Raw genomic sequence first — 15,056 nt, forward strand, 5'->3', positions numbered from 1 at the left:
GATGCCCGCCGCGCCCACCTCAGGCTCGCGGCTGCGCCTCATCGCGCTCCTCGCCCCGCCCCTGCTCTGGCTGACCCTGGCCTATCTGGGCTCGCTCGCCATCCTGCTGCTGTCGGCCTTCTGGGCCACCGACTCCTTCACCTCCGACGTCGTCCACACCTGGAACACCGACAACTTCCACGAGCTGCTGACCACCCCCGTCTACCGCACCATCGCCCTGCGCACCCTGTCCATCGCGGTCGCCGTCACCGTCATCGACGCACTCCTCGCCCTGCCCATGGCGTTCTGCATGGCGCGGGTCGCGGGGCGGCGGTGGCGGCGGCCGCTGCTGGTCGCCGTGCTCACCCCGCTGTGGGCCGGCTATCTGGTCAAGGCGTACGCCTGGCGGGTCATGCTCGGCGAGGACGGCGTCGTGGGCGCCGCCCTCGCCCCGTTCGGGCTGCACGGGCCCGGCTACGGCACCACCGCCGTCGTCATCGTGCTCGCCTACCTCTGGCTGCCGTACATGATCCTGCCGGTGTACGCGGCCCTCGAACGGCTCCCCGAGCGGATGCTGGAAGCCTCGGCCGACCTCGGCGCCGGCGCCTGGCGGACCCTGCGCTCCGTCGTCCTGCCCGCCGTACGCCCCGCCGTGTTCGCCGGATCCGTCTTCACCTTCTCGCTCAGCCTGGGCGACTACCTCACCGTGCAGATCGTCGGCGGCAAGACCCAGCTGCTGGGCAATGTCATCGCCTCACAGGTCACCCTGGACCTGCCGATGGCCGCCGCGCTCTCCGCCGTACCCGTGGTCCTCATCGTCTGCTACCTGGCCGCCGTACGCCGTGCGGGGGCTCTCGACTCGCTCTAGCCGTCCCTCCAGCCGCTCCAGCCCCAGCCACCCCAGGAGGTGGGCCCATGCGCCTCTCGCGCACCGCCCGAGTGGTCCTCGGCTGTGTCACCGCGGCCGGCCTCGCGATCGTCTACGTCCCCCTGCTGCTGGTGCTGCTCAACTCCTTCAACGCCGACCGCTCCTTCGGCTGGCCGCCCAGCGGCCTCACCGGCCGCTGGTGGCGGGCCGCCCTGCACAGCGACGGCGCCCGCGAGGCCCTGCTCACCTCGCTCAAGGCCGGACTCGCCGCCACCGCGATCGCCCTGGTACTCGGCACCCTCGCCGCGTACGCCGTCCACCGCCACCGCTTCTTCGGGCGGCGGACCGTGTCCTTCCTGCTCGTCCTGCCGATCGCGCTGCCCGGCATCGTCAGCGGCATCGCCCTCAACGCCGCCTTCCGCACCGTCCTCGACCCGATCGGCATCGGCTTCGGCCTGTTCACGGTGGTCGTCGGGCACGCCACGTTCTGCGTCGTCATCGTCTTCAACAACATCGGCGCCCGGCTGCGCCGTATCGCGCCCTCCCTGGCCGAGGCGTCCGCCGACCTCGGGGCGCGCTCCTGGCAGACCTTCCGGTACGTCACCTTCCCCGCCATGCGCTCGGCCCTCTTCGCGGGCGGGCTGCTGGCCTTCGCGCTCTCCTTCGACGAGATCGTCGTCACGACCTTCACCGCCGGGCCCGGCACCCGCACCCTGCCCATCTGGATCTACGAGAACCTGGCCCGCCCCCACCAGGCCCCCGTCGTCAACGTCGTCGCCGCACTGCTCATCCTGGTGTCCGTGCTGCCCGTGTACATCGCCCAGCGGCTCTCCTCGGACACGGCGGGCGGACGGCTGTGACGCCCGCTCAGCCGGTCAGCGAGCGGCGCGAGACGGGAAAGTCGAAGTAGGTGTCCGGGAACAGCTCCGGCTTGAAGGTGTAGTGCCACCACTCCTCGGCCAGATTGACGAACCCGAGCTTCTCCAACGTGCCCTTGAGCAGCAGCCGGTTGGCCCGCTGCACACCCTTGATCCGTGGATCGAGCGTATGCGAGCGCGTGTCGAAGCAGTCGTAACCGGTGCCCATGTCCACCGAGTTGTCCGGGAAGCGGTCCTTCTTGGCCGCGTAGCACGGCACCAGCTTCTCGCCCGGCACATACGGACGCGTGGGCGGCGCGGGCAGCCGCGCGATCGTCAGATCCACCGTGCTGCCCCGGCTGTGCCCCGACTTCTCGGCGATATAGCCGTCCTCGAACAGCCGCGTCTTGTCGACCTCCGGATAGAACTCGCCCTTCATCCGCTGATCGCCAAGATCCTTGGCCCACTCCACGAAGTCGTTCACCGCGCGCTGCGGCCGATAGCAGTCGTACACCTTCAAGGTGTAGCCGCGCCGCAGCAGTTGACGCTGCGCCCGACGCAGCGCCTCGGCGGCCGGGCGGGTCAGGACGCACATCGGCCGGCGGTATCCGTCCACCGGATCGCCCGTGAAGTTGTGCGGTGTGAAGTAGCGGATCTCCTGCCGGATCGTCGGATCGACGTCCCGGAGAGCCACGAACTCCTTCGGAGCCTTGGGCTCCGCCTTCGCCTGCGCCGGGGTGTACGGCGCGACGGCCAGCAGAGCGGCAACGGGCAGAACGAGCGCACGCAGCGCGACGGCGAGTCTTGGCATGCCCATCACTTATCCCACCCCGAGAAGCGAAAACAAGCCCGCGTCCGCGGGTATCCCTTCGCCCTGTCGCGCTGGGGTCCTGCCGCGGCTGCGCGACGCGCTTCGGCCGGTGCTCGCGGACGCGAGCCCGCACTGCGGGGTGTCCTTGGCGCCGACGCGGCGGGGTCTCGGCATGGCCTTCGGCTTCTTGCGGGCCGGTCTTGGCTTCCCGTGTCGCGACCGGCCCTGGCCTCCCGGCACCCAGAGCTCCCGGCACCCTGGCCGTCCGGGCGCGACTTGCCGCCTCCGCCCCGCGCTCTGCTTCCGGCGGCGGCCCCTCGCCGAGCCGTCAGGGCTCCCGCCGCCGACCATCGCACGGCGGTCCACGGCGGACAGCTTCGACCGGGGCCGTTTCCGACGGGGCGCGCTTCGGCCTCGCCCGCTTCCGCTGAGCCGCGGCCTCCCTCCGGTGGGCCCGGGAGCCTGGGGGCCCGGGGGGCCCGGGGAGCCCACAAGGGCGGCCGCCTGCCCGGTTGACGCTTGGGGCGGCGCACTGGGCAGACCGCGCCGCGGTCAGTTCGTACGGGGGCCGCGGCGGTCCTCGGAGGGCGGGGCCTCGCCTCGTACTCGTATCCGGTAGTCCACCTCGCCGCCGCCCTCGCGCTCGACCGTCACCTCGCCGTCCCGTAGCCGGGTGGTGAAGCGCAGCAGTTCCGGCTTCTTCCAGCCGTCGCCCGTGTCCACGGCCAGCGTGCCCGCGCCCACGCCCTTGCGGCCCTGGGACGGGGTCCACACCTCCAGCTCCACCCCGCCGTCCGGCGCCGCCACCGGCACCACCGAACCGGCCCGAGCCAGGACCGGGATGCCCGACAGGGGAGCGTCCAGCACCACCTGTCCGGGGCCGTGGTACGCCCGGCCGGTCACCGTGTCGTACCAGCGGCCGCGCGGCAGCCGGACCGGGCGGCGGCGGGCGCCCTCCTCCAGCACCGGCGCCACCAGCAGCGCGTCCCCCAGCAGAAAGGCGTCCTCGCAGTCGCGCAGCGCCCGGTCCTTGGGCGTCCGCCACCACACGGGCCGCACATAGGGGGCGCCGGTGCGCGCGGCCAGCTGTGCCAGTGTGGTGAAGTACGGCAGCAGCCGCTGCCGTTCGCGCAGCGCCGCCGCTGCGTGCTCCAGCACCGACGACCCGAACTCCCACGGCTCCCGCCGCCCCGCCGAGATCGCCGAGTGGGTGCGGAACAGCGGCAGATACGCGCCCAGCTGGAACCACCGCAGATACAGCTCCGGCGAGGGAGAGCCGGTGAAGCCGCCGATGTCGGGCCCCGAATACGGCACCCCGGACAGGCCCAGCCCGATCACCAGCGACAGCGAGGCCCGCAGCCCCGCCCAGCCCGTCGCCACATCGCCGGACCAGCTGCCCCCGTACCGCTGCAGCCCCGCCCACCCCGAGCGGGAGAAGAGAAACGGCCGCTCGTCGGGGCGCAGCTCGCACAGCCCCTCGTAGCCCGCCCGAGCCATCGCCAGCCCGTAGACGTTGTGCGCCTCGCGGTGGTCGCCGCCCCGGCCCTCCAGGGCGTGCCGGGCCGAGCGCGGCAGCGTGGTCTCGCCGAAGGCGGCGAACGACACCGGCTCGTTCATGTCGTGCCACACCCCGGAGAAGCCCTGCGCCAGCCGCTCCGCGTACAGCCCGCCCCACCACTTGCGCACCCGGGGATCGGTGAAGTCGGGGAACGCCGACTCACCCGCCCACACCACTCCGCGCACCTCACGCCCCCGGGCGTCGCGCACGAAGACGTCGTCCGCCGCCCCGCTCTCGTACACCGCGTTGCCCGGCTCCGCCTTCACCGCGGGGTCGACGATCGACACCAGCCGCACCCCGTCCTCGAGCAGCTCGGCGGCGAGCCCCGGCAGATCGGGGAAGCGCGCGCCGTCCACCGTGAACACCCGGTGGCCGATGAGGTGATCGATGTCCAGATGCAGCGCGGACAGCGGCAGATCCCGCTCCCGGTAGCCCGCCACCACCCGCCGGACCTCCTCCGCGTCGCGGAACCCCCAACGCGCGTGGTGATGGCCGAGCGCCCACCGCGGCGGCACCGCCGGGGCGCCGGTCAGCGCCGCCCAGCCGTGCAGCACCCGCGCCGGGGTGGTGCCGACGATCACCCAGTAGCGCAGCGGGCCGCCCTCCATCCGCGTCCGGCAGCCGCCGGGCCGGTCATGACCGGAGCCCGCGCCCTCCTCGCCCTCCCGCAGGGTGACCGTGCCGTCCCAGGAGTTGTCGTGGAACACCAGATGGGTGCCCGCGTCGGCCACCACGAGCTGCACCGGCATGGTCAGATACAGCGGATCGTCCCCCGGCTCGAAGCTGCCGCCGGGATCGGTGTTCCACAGCCGGTACACCCCGTCCCGCAGCCGGGGCCCGGAGGCCCGTCCACCGAGCCCGAAGAAGCGCGCGTCCGCGGCCACTTCGGACAGCTGGAGCCAGCGGGCACCGCCCTCCCCGCCCAGCCCCGGCTCGAGCCCTGGCTCGGTGGTTCCGGGCGCCGCCCCCGGCTCGGTGGGTCCGGACGCCGCCCCTGGCTCGGTGGGTCCGGGCGCCATCCCTGGCTTTACGGGGCCGGGCGCCGTCCCCGGCTCGACGGATCCCGGCCCCGCCTCCGGCTCTGCGAGCCGTGGCTCGGCGGGTCCCGCTCCCGGCTCCGGCTCCGCTCCCGGCCGCGGCTTCGGCTCCGCTCCCGCCCCCGCTCCCGCCCCCGCTCCCGGCTCCGCCCCCGCTCCCGGCCGCCGCTCTGTCCCCGCTCCCGGCTCCGCCCTCGGCCCCGTGAGCCCTACCCCCGGCCTCGGCGTGGCGGATCCCAGCCCCGGCCTCGGCCCCGTGGGCCCTGCCCCCGGCCCCACGGGCCCCCGCGCCCCCGCAGGCTCCCACCACCGCGGCGGCAGATCCCGCCGCAGCACCACCCCGCCCGGGGTCCGCACCTCCACCGTGCCGGTCCGGCCCACCGTCACCGTGACCCGCTCGGACACCACCCGCCAGCCGCCGCCGGTGTCCGGCTCCAGCTCCGCCCGCTCGTCCGCCTCCGGACAGGGCCCGTCCAGCGCGTACGACGGCTCCGGCTCGGCCCCGTCCCAGCCGCAGAACACCGCGCCGCCCGTGGTCACCCGCACCCGCAGCGAGGATCGCGCGAACCGCACCACCCCGCCCCCCGGCTCCGGCTCGGCCCCCTGCACCGCACCCGGCACCCGGGCCAGCTCGGTGCCGCGGCGGGGCAGCGCGGCCGCGTCGGAACGCCGACGCCGCCACGCCGAGCGCAGCGACCGCAGCCCCTGCGCGGTGCAGAGCACCCTCACCGACCGCACCAGCTTCTCCGACCGCACCAGGTCACGCGCATCCATACTGATCAGCCTGCCATTGCCGACGCCCGGCAGGGACATGGTTCAACTGCCGTTCACCTGTGGTCCTCGCACATGATCCCGCCCTGTGATGTGGAGTGACGCCCCTGGTGCGGGAGTCGATCACATGGCATCGTCCTGACCGGACGCATACGAGGCGGATGTGCCACTCACGGACACATCCGACGCGGAAAGCCCGGGAGCCGACACCCATGACCACCGCAGCCCACTCCGACCACCGGCCGCACCCCCTGTGGCAGCCCGGCGCGGACCGGATCGCCCGGTCCCGGCTGACCGCCTTCCACGCCTGGGCGGCCGAGCGGCACGGCGCCCCCGCGCCCGGCCTCGACGACCCGACCGCGAGCTACGCCGCGCTGCACCGCTGGTCGGTGGCGGAGCTGGAGACCTTCTGGCGGGCGGTCGCCGAGTGGTTCGAGGTGCGCTTCACCACCCCGTACGAGCGGGTGCTCGCCGACGCCACCATGCCCGGCGCCCGCTGGTTCCCCGGCGCCACCCTCAACTACGCCGAGCACGCCCTGCGCGCCGCCGAGGACCCCGCCCGCGCCGACGGCCCCGCGCTGCTCCACGTCGACGAGGTCCATGACCCGCGCCCGGTCAGCTGGGCCGATCTGCGCGGCCAGGTCGGCGCGGTCGCCGCCGAGCTGCGCCGCCTCGGCGTCCGCCCGGGAGACCGGGTCAGCGGCTACGTCCCCAACATCCCCCAGGCCACCGTGGCCCTCCTGGCCGCCGCCGCGGTCGGCGCCGTATGGACCTCCTGCGCCCCCGACTTCGGCGCCCGCAGCGTCCTGGACCGCTTCCAGCAGGTCGAACCGGTGGTGCTCTTCACCGTCGACGGCTACCGCTACGGCGGAAAGACCCACGACCGCACCGCGACCGTGACCGAGCTGCGTGCCGAGCTGCCCAGTCTGCGCGCCGTCGTCCACATTCCGCTGCTGGGCACCCCCGCCCCCGAGTCCACGCTGGTGTGGGACGACATCGTCCGCGAACCGGCGGAGCCGGTCTTCGAACAGCTTCCCTTCGACCACCCCCTGTGGGTGCTCTACTCCTCCGGCACCACCGGCCTGCCGAAGGCGATCGTCCAGTCCCAGGGCGGCATCCTGCTCGAACACCTCAAGCAGCTCGGCCTCCACAGCGACCTCGGCCCGGACGACCGCTTCTTCTGGTACACCTCCACCGGCTGGATGATGTGGAACTTCCTGGTGTCCGGGCTGCTGGTGGGCGCCACCGTCGTCCTCTACGACGGCAGCCCCGGCTACCCGGACACCGCCGCCCAGTGGCGCGTCGCCGAACGCACCGGCACCACGCTCTACGGCACCTCCGCCGCGTACGTCATGGCCTGCCGCAAGGCCGAGGTCCACCCGGGCCGCGACTTCGACCTCTCCGCCGTGAAATGCGTCGCCACCACCGGCTCCCCCCTGCCGCCGGACGGCTTCCGGTGGATCCACGACGAGGTGGCCGAGGACATGTGGATCGCCTCCGTCAGCGGCGGCACCGACGTGTGCAGCTGCTTCGCGGGCGCCGTGCCCACCCTCCCCGTCTACATCGGCGAACTCCAGGCCCCCGGCCTGGGGACCGACCTCCAGGCGTGGGACCCACAGGGCGAACCGGTGGTCGACGAGGTCGGCGAGCTGATCGTGGCCCGCCCCATGCCGTCGATGCCCGTCCGCTTCTGGAACGACCCCGATGGCAGCCGCTACCGCGAAAGCTACTTCGAGATGTTCCCCGGCGCCTGGCGCCACGGCGACTGGATCACCCTGACCTCCCGAGGCACCGTGATCATCCACGGCCGCTCCGACTCCACCCTCAACCGCCAGGGCGTCCGAATGGGCTCCGCCGACATCTACGAGGCGGTCGAACGCCTCCCGGAGATCCGCGAATCCCTCGTCATCGGCGTCGAACAGCCCGATGGTGGCTACTGGATGCCCCTCTTCGTCCATCTGGCCCCCGGAGCCACCCTGAACGAGGAACTCCTGACCCGCATCAAAACCACCATCCGCACCCAACTCTCCCCCCGCCACGTCCCCGACGAAGTCATCGAGGTCCCCGGCGTCCCCCACACCCTCACCGGCAAACGCATCGAGGTCCCGGTCAAGCGCCTCCTCCAGGGCACCCCCCTGGACAAGGCGGTCAACCCGGGCTCGGTGGACGATGTGGAACTGCTGCGGTACTACGAGCGCCTGGCCCAGGGGAGGGGCGGGGCGGGGGCTTGAGTTTTGAGCGCCTTCGGGGCTTTAGAAGCCCCGGTGGAGCCACGCACTCCGGGGCTTGAGGAGCCGGGGTGGAGCTACACACTCCAGGGTTTGAGGAGCCGGGGTGGAGCCACACACTCCAGGGTTTCAGGAGCCCGGGGCCGAGTACCACCCTCCAGCCCTGCTGGTGCTCGAGGTGCGGGTGCAAGAGGGCCGGAGCCTCCCCAGCGCCGGTTCTTGAGGAGCACGGGGCGGAGCCCCACATCCAGCCCCTCCGGCGTTTGAGGAGCGGGGTCCAGGGGCGGAGCCCCGGCGGGGGTACGGGGGCGGAGCCCCCGAAACGGGGTCTGGGGCGGAGCCCCAGCGGGGGCCGGGGCCGCGCCCCGGTTTCGGGAAGGGGCGGGGTGGGGGAACAACCCCCGCCTACCCCCCATACGTCGCCTGCGCCTCCCCCAACACCCCCGCCACATCCCCCGCCAACACCCCCGCATCCGCCTCCCCCAACCCCGCCGTCGTAATCCGCACCCCCGCCCCGGCAGCCAGCCGAAACCTCGCACCGGCCGCCACCCACCACCCCCGCGTCCGCAACCCGTTGACCACCGCCGCCTCGTCCCGCACCGGCACCCACACATTCATCCCGCTCGCCCCGTGCGCGGCGATCCCCCGGTCCGACAGCGCGGCCAGCAGGGCCTCACGCCGCCGGGCGTAGGCGGACCGGGCCGCGGCCACCAGGGCCTGGGTCTCCGGGTCGGTCATCAGCCGGGTGACCGTTTCCTGCAGCACATGGCTGACCCAGCCGGAGGTCAGCAGCATCCGGCCGTCGTGGCGCGCCAGCGTCGTACGGTCGCAGGCGAGCGCGCCCCACCGCAGGTCGGTTCCCAGGTGCTTGGAGACGGTGCGCACATGCGCCCACCGCGCCGGACCGCCCCCCGCACCGCCGCCCCGGCCACCCCGGCCACCCCCACCACCCCCACCACCCCCACCACCCCCGCCACCCCCGCCACCCCCAGCGAGGCTGTACAACGGCACCCCCACGACATCCGCCGCATGATCATCCTCGATCACCAGCACCTCACCCGGCGCCTCGCCCAAAACCCCCAGCAGCGCATCCCGGCGCCCGGCCGAAAACCAGCCGCCGTAAGGGTTCTGCCCACGCGGGCTGCAGATCAGCGCACGCGCCCCGGCCCGCAGCGCGGCCCGCAGCGCGTCCGGCCGGATCCCCTCGTCGTCCACGGCCACCGGCAGGCTCCGCAGCCCCAGCGCCGGGACGAGGTCCAGCAGATGGTGGTAGCCGGGGTCTTCCATCGCCACCGCGTCACCCGGCCTGAGCTCGACGGACAGCAGCCGGGCCACGCAGTCCAGCGCGCCATGGGCGAAGGTCAGGTGCTCGGCGGGCACGCCGTCGCGCTCGTACCAGGCGCGGGTCAGCTCCTCCAGACCGGCCAGCCGAGGCTGGGCGCGGTGCGACCGCACTCCGGGGGAGAGCCGGGCGGTCGGCAGCAGGGCGGGCAGGAAGGCCGGATCGGGGTGACCGCCCGCCAGATCGCGCACCCCCTCCGGCACCGGCGGCGGGCGGCGCGAGGCGACGGCGGGCGTCGGCGCGACCACCGTGCCGCCCCGCCCCTGGGTCACCACGATTCCGCGCCGCCGCAGCTCCTTGTAGGCGGTCGCGACGGTGCCGGGACTCACGCCCAGCCGCTCCGCCAGTCGGCGCACCGGGGGCAGCGCGGTACCGGGCGCCAACGCCCCCTCCACCACACCCTGTTCGACGGATGCGGCAATCCCCTTGGCCGACGCACCGGTGATCTCATATTGTGTCGCCACAGAAAACACTCTGTATCAATACAAAAGAGAATGTCAAGGGGGACCAGGGTGGGCAAGCCAACGCGCCGCACCGCGCTCAGCGACCGCATCCCCGGCGGCCGGGACGGCCGACGCATGCTGATCGTCACCTTCGTCGACCGGATCGGTTCGGGCCTGTGGGGCGCGACCGCGACGCTCTACTTCACCTTCGCCGCCGGGCTCAGCACCGCCGAAATCGGCGTACTGCTCGCCGCATCCGGAGCCATCGGCATCGCGGGCCCGCCCCTCGGCGGCCTCCTCGCCGACCGCGTTCGGCTGCGCCCGCTCCTGATCACCGTCCAACTGGTGCGCGCCGCCGCCTCATTGGCCCTCCTCACCACCACCGACCTCCGGCTTCTGCTCGCCATCGCCTCGGTGGGCAGCCTCGGCGACCGCGGGGCCTCCGTCCTGACGAAGCTGTACGCGACCCGGGTCGCGGGCCCCGAGCGCGTCCGCTACCAGGCCATCAGCCGCACCGCCATGAACGTCGGCTGGGCCGTCGGCGGCCTCGCGGCGGCCGCGGCACTCACCGGCGGCACGGTCACCGTCTACCGCTGGCTGCTGATCGGCGACGCGCTCTCCTTCGTCGCCTCCGCGCTGTTCACGCTCGCTTGTGCCGAACCGCCCTCGGCCTCCCGCATCGCGGCAAAGTCCGCATCCGCATCCGCATCCGCGGAACGCGGCGAATCAACCCCCGCGGAATCCGCACCCGCCCCCGCGGAACCCGCATCCGCATCGGCGGAAACCGCATCCGCATCAGAGAAAACCACCGCCCCCAACCCCTGGCGCGACCGCCGCTATCTCGCCTACACCTCCAGCGAGGCCGTCCTCTTCCTCGACGACTCGGTCTTCAAGGTCGGCCTGCCGCTGTGGGCCGTGACGGCCACCAGCACACCGCACCAACTCGTCCCCCTGCTGCTCGTCCTCAACAACCTGCTCGTGGTGGTCTTCCAGGTCCCGTTCGCCCGCTTCGGCGCCACCCCGCACACCGCCCGCACCTCGCTGTGGCCACTGGCCGCCGCCTTCCTCCTCGGCGGGGCCGCGCTGGCCGCCTCGACCGTCGGCGCACCCTGGTTCGCGGCAGGCACGCTGGTGCTGGCCGCCAGCGCCTTCACCGTGGCGGAGATGCTGCACGCCACGATCTCCTGGGAGCTGTCCGTGGCCCTCGCCCCGCCCACCGCACAGGGCGCCTACCTCGGCGTGCACGGTCTGGCCCAGGCCGTCCAGCGCAGCGCGGGACCCCTCGCGGTGACGGCGGCGATCGCGGCGGGCCCCCTCGGCTGGCTCGGCCTCGGCGCCGGGCTCGCCGCGATGTGCGGCGCCCAGCGCCACCTGGTGCGGGACCGTGGTGACGGAGCGTTGTCAGTGGCCCCGGTTACGGTGAGTGAGCACTGAACATCCGCGCTGAGGGGGAGTCATGGCGCACACCGGACGCAGGAGCCACCGGAACCGACCGGGCGAGCACAGGAAGCCGAAGACACACAAGCCGAAGACACAAAAGCCGAGCACGCGGCAGCGTACGAGGAGGCAGACCACCCGGCGCGTCCTCCGCAGAGAGGTGCCCAGCACCGTGGCCCTGCTCGCCGACGAGCGGGACTTCGCCGCCATGCGGCACTACGCGTCGTTCGCCTTCGACGACCACGGAGCGTATCTACGGGAGATGGAGGGGCTGCTGAAGGCGCTCGCGGCCAAGGGCGTCCACACCACCATCGCCCTCTTCGACCCCGTCGCCTACGAGGAGTTCTGCGCGGACACCCGGCTCGACCCGGACACCGCCGCGAGCCGCACGCGCTATACGGCGGAACTGGCCGTCGCGGGCGGCACCGTCACATACGAGGGCCAGCCGATCGCCCGCCTGGTGCCACGGCTCATCGGAGTGGCCGAAGAGCAGGCCACCTGGGAGTACGCCACGGCGCTGCTCTCGCGTGCCGGCCACCACGGGGAGTGTCGAGACGACACCACCGCCCGCGCCGCGTTCGACCGCGCCGGGGCCGCGCTGGGCGCGGTCGTCGAGGCGGTCGGGCCGGGCATCCACCATCTGGTCTGCAGTGTCCCGGCGGACGGCAGTTCACTGGTCGCCGTGCTCCACGCAGACGCGCGGGAAGCGGGCTCGCCGAAGCTGGCCGAGCCCTCGGGGCTGGTCTTCCGCACCGTCCTGGCCTGCGGTTTCGCCCTGCGCAGCCCCGGCGGCCTGGTGCTGCGCACCATCGTGGCGGACTCCCCGGAGACGGTCCGCGGCTGGGCGCTGCAGGACGGCTGGCTGCGCCCGCTGAGCGAGGCGGAGGTGTTCACGGCGTACTGCACCGACGCGGAGACCGGTGAACCCATCCCTCCGGAGCACGGCGTCGAGTACCGGGCGGGCATCCCGCTCAGCCGCCCGGAATGACCGAAGGCGTCCCGCCACCCGGCGGGACGCCTTCATCCACAGCTCAAAGCCGAAAGCTCATATTTCACCAGCACACGGCTCACCGGCTCATTCGCCGGATAGCACCGCCTGCGCCGCCCGGCGGGCATCCTCCGCGGTGTCCGCCGCGCGCGCCGCGGAGGCCGCCCGCTCGCACTGCGCCAGCGTGTGCTTGGCCAGCGTCGCGCGCACATACGGAATGGAGGCCGCCCCCATGGAGAGGCTGGTGACACCCAGACCGGCCAGCACACACGCCAGCAGCGGATCGGAGGCGGCCTCACCGCAGACACCACAGCTCTTGCCCTCGGCCTGCGCGGCTTCCGCCGACGCCGCCACCAGGTCGAGCAGCGCGGGCTGCCACGGGTCCTGCAGCCGCGACACGGCACCGACCTGACGGTCGGCCGCGAAGGTGTACTGCGCCAGGTCGTTGGTGCCCAGCGACAGGAACTCAACCTCCTGGAGGATCGAGCGCGCCCGCAGCGCGGCGGACGGAATCTCCACCATCGCGCCGAACTTGGCCCGCAGCCCCGCCTCGCGGCACGCGTCGGCGAACGCCTTGGCGTCCAGCCGGTCGGCCACCATCGGGGCCATCACCTCGAGATAGACCGGCAGCCCCTCCGACGCCTTGGCCAGCGCCGTGAGCTGCGTCCGCAGCACCTCGGGGTGGTCCAGCAGGGTGCGCAGACCGCGCACGCCCAGCGCCGGGTTGGGCTCATCGGCCGGGGTGAGGAAGTCCAGCGGCTTGTCCGCGCCCGCATCCAGGACCCGCACCACCACCCGGCCCTCGGGGAACGCCTCCAGCACCTGCCGGTACGCCTCGACCTGCTTCTCCTCCGACGGCGCCTGAGTGCTGTCGTCGAGGAAGAGGAACTCGGTGCGGAACAGCCCCACACCCTCGGCGCCCGCCTCGACCGCCGCGGGCACATCGGCCGGACCGCCGACGTTCGCCAGCAGCGGCACCTTGTGCCCGTCCGACGTCGCACCCGGACCGGAAGAGGCGGCCAGCGCGGCCCGCCTCTCCTCGGCGGCGCGCGTCAGCTCGGCCCGCTTCTCCTCGCTCGGGGACACGAAGATCTCACCCGTGCTGCCGTCGACGGCGATCAGGGTTCCCTCGACCAGATCCCCGGCACCGGGCAGCGCGACCACGGCCGGCACCCCCAGGGCACGGGCGAGGATCGCGCTGTGGCTGGTCGGCCCGCCCTCCTCGGTCACGAACCCCAGCACCAGCGTCGGGTCGAGCAGCGCGGTGTCGGCGGGCGCGAGGTCCCGCGCGATCAGCACATACGGCTCATCGCTGTCCGGCACACCCGGCATCGGCACACCCAGCAGCCGCGCCACGATCCGGTTCCGCACGTCGTCGAGGTCGGCCACCCGGCCCGCCAGGTAGTCCCCGGCCCCCGCGAGCAGCGCCCGGTAGGCGGCGAAGGCGTCGTACACCGCGCGCTCGGCGGTGCTGCCCACGGTGATGCGCCGCTCGACATCGGCCATCAGCTCCGGGTCCTGCGCCATCATGGCCTGCGCCTCGAGCACGGCCTGGGCCTCGCCGCCCGCCAGATTGCCGCGCGCGACCAGGTCGGCCGCCACGGCCTCCACCGCCTGGCGCGCCCGCCCCTGCTCACGCGGCGCCTCATCGGCCGGAATCTGCTTCGCCGGCGGCTCCAGGACCGCCGTCCCCATATGGCGCACCTCGCCGATGGCCACCCCGTGGCTCACGCCGACGCCTCGCAGCGTTGTCTCCATGTCACCCGTCCCCGGTCGATACGGCGGAACCCCGCCATGGTGGATGTCGTACCCGCGGTGCGCCGCCCGGCCCGGTCCCCATCGGCCGCCGGGCGCACGCCCGGCTCACCAGTTGAAGAGTGTGTCGCCCGTCTTCACATCGACGTCCTCCTTGACGTCGGACAGGGCATCGGCCGTGGCCTCGAGCGCCACGATCGGGCAGATCGGCGACTTGCCCGCGGCCACGGCGGTGGCCGGGTCCCAGCGCACGATCGCGTCACCGCGCTTGACGGTGTCCCCCTTGTTGATGAGGACCTCGAAGCCCTCACCGTTCAGCTGCACGGTGTCGATGCCGAGGTGGGTGAGCACACCGTGTCCCTCCCCGTCCACGACGACGAACGCGTGAGGGTGCAGCGAGACGACGATGCCGTCGACCGGGGCTACGGCCACGAAGGGCTCGAGGACTGGGTCGATCGCCGTACCCGGACCGACCATGGCGCCGGAGAACACCGGATCGGGTACTGCTTCGAGTCCGATCACGCGGCCGGCGACCGGTGAGGTCACGCTGGTCATGGGAGCCTCCCGGGGGGTGAAGATTCATCACGCGCCGTCACCACCTGTCCCGGACAGCGCACTGCCCAGAAGAGTAAGTCATAGGAACTACGGATTCCGCACACCTGGCGCAGGCAGGAGGGGGTGCCCCGGGCCGGGAATCGATTTGCCACGGCCGCGCGGGGCGCTGTACTGTCGTATCCCTGCCCACCAGATGAAGCACTGCGGACATCTGCGTGTACATCCAGGTTCAGGGCGGCGCCATCAGCTACTTGATCCAAATCTCGGATCCGCTTTCGCATGCCTTGCGAGAGACACGGGTACGGAGAGCCGGAAATAGTCTGATAGCGTGTGAAACACCGAAGGGAAGCGCCCGGAGAAGCCGGTGAAACGGTTTCGAAGGAAGCGTCCGTTCCTTGAGAACTCAACAGCGTGCCAAAAGTCAACG

10 protein-coding genes are annotated in these 15,056 nt (G+C 73.0%); 5 read left to right on the plus strand and 5 right to left on the minus strand.

Features of this window, described 5'->3' with window-relative positions; all coding sequences use genetic code 11:
* Position 1 precedes the first annotated feature (1 nt).
* Together J2Z30_RS41980 and J2Z30_RS41985 are read left to right on the plus strand one after the other, a co-directional pair.
* Positions 2 to 847 (plus strand): ABC transporter permease, encoded by an 846-nt coding sequence (locus J2Z30_RS41980; RefSeq protein ID WP_044579306.1) that lies wholly within the window; start codon positions 2 to 4, stop codon positions 845 to 847.
* A 47-nt stretch (positions 848 to 894) separates the two neighbouring features.
* Positions 895 to 1,707 (plus strand): ABC transporter permease, encoded by an 813-nt coding sequence (locus J2Z30_RS41985; RefSeq protein ID WP_044579308.1) that lies wholly within the window; start codon positions 895 to 897, stop codon positions 1,705 to 1,707.
* Positions 1,708 to 1,714: 7 nt separating this feature from the next.
* On the opposite strand, the gene J2Z30_RS41990 is transcribed toward J2Z30_RS41985, so the two are convergent.
* Positions 1,715 to 2,515, minus strand: a complete 801-nt coding sequence (locus tag J2Z30_RS41990) for a M15 family metallopeptidase (protein WP_044582334.1) — start codon at positions 2,513 to 2,515, stop codon at positions 1,715 to 1,717.
* 552 nt (positions 2,516 to 3,067) lie between these two features.
* Positions 3,068 to 5,884: a glycoside hydrolase family 31 protein gene (locus J2Z30_RS41995; RefSeq protein ID WP_245389042.1), complete on the minus strand. Its 2,817-nt coding sequence runs from the start codon at positions 5,882 to 5,884 to the stop codon at positions 3,068 to 3,070.
* 209 nt (positions 5,885 to 6,093) lie between these two features.
* On the opposite strand from J2Z30_RS41995, the gene J2Z30_RS42005 reads away from it, so the two are divergent.
* Positions 6,094 to 8,112: an acetoacetate--CoA ligase gene (locus J2Z30_RS42005; RefSeq protein ID WP_044579310.1), complete on the plus strand. Its 2,019-nt coding sequence runs from the start codon at positions 6,094 to 6,096 to the stop codon at positions 8,110 to 8,112.
* A gap of 402 nt (positions 8,113 to 8,514) precedes the next feature.
* Here J2Z30_RS42005 and J2Z30_RS42010 read toward each other — a convergent pair whose 3' ends face one another.
* A complete protein-coding gene (locus J2Z30_RS42010) occupies positions 8,515 to 9,915 on the minus strand; it encodes an aminotransferase class I/II-fold pyridoxal phosphate-dependent enzyme (RefSeq protein WP_044579311.1) in 1,401 nt (466 codons plus the stop codon).
* A 48-nt stretch (positions 9,916 to 9,963) separates the two neighbouring features.
* Between J2Z30_RS42010 and J2Z30_RS42015 the strand changes: the two genes are divergently transcribed.
* Together J2Z30_RS42015 and J2Z30_RS42020 are read left to right on the plus strand one after the other, a co-directional pair.
* Positions 9,964 to 11,328, plus strand: coding sequence for an MFS transporter (locus tag J2Z30_RS42015; protein ID WP_308280238.1), 1,365 nt, complete (start codon positions 9,964 to 9,966; stop codon positions 11,326 to 11,328).
* A 22-nt stretch (positions 11,329 to 11,350) separates the two neighbouring features.
* Positions 11,351 to 12,319, plus strand: a complete 969-nt coding sequence (locus J2Z30_RS42020; protein ID WP_044579314.1) for a DUF8829 domain-containing protein — start codon at positions 11,351 to 11,353, stop codon at positions 12,317 to 12,319.
* A gap of 87 nt (positions 12,320 to 12,406) precedes the next feature.
* Here J2Z30_RS42020 and ptsP read toward each other — a convergent pair whose 3' ends face one another.
* Both ptsP and J2Z30_RS42030 read right to left on the minus strand, forming a co-directional pair.
* Positions 12,407 to 14,077 carry a phosphoenolpyruvate--protein phosphotransferase gene (ptsP, locus tag J2Z30_RS42025; protein ID WP_044579319.1) on the minus strand — a complete coding sequence of 557 codons (1,671 nt, stop codon included), beginning with the start codon at positions 14,075 to 14,077 and terminating at the stop codon, positions 12,407 to 12,409.
* 105 nt (positions 14,078 to 14,182) lie between these two features.
* Positions 14,183 to 14,629, minus strand: a complete 447-nt coding sequence (locus J2Z30_RS42030; protein WP_044579320.1) for a PTS sugar transporter subunit IIA — start codon at positions 14,627 to 14,629, stop codon at positions 14,183 to 14,185.
* Positions 14,630 to 15,056: the final 427 nt, after the last annotated feature.

Source organism: Streptomyces iranensis (assembly GCF_017874715.1).
In the GTDB taxonomy this organism is placed as follows: Bacteria; Actinomycetota; Actinomycetes; order Streptomycetales; family Streptomycetaceae; genus Streptomyces; species Streptomyces iranensis.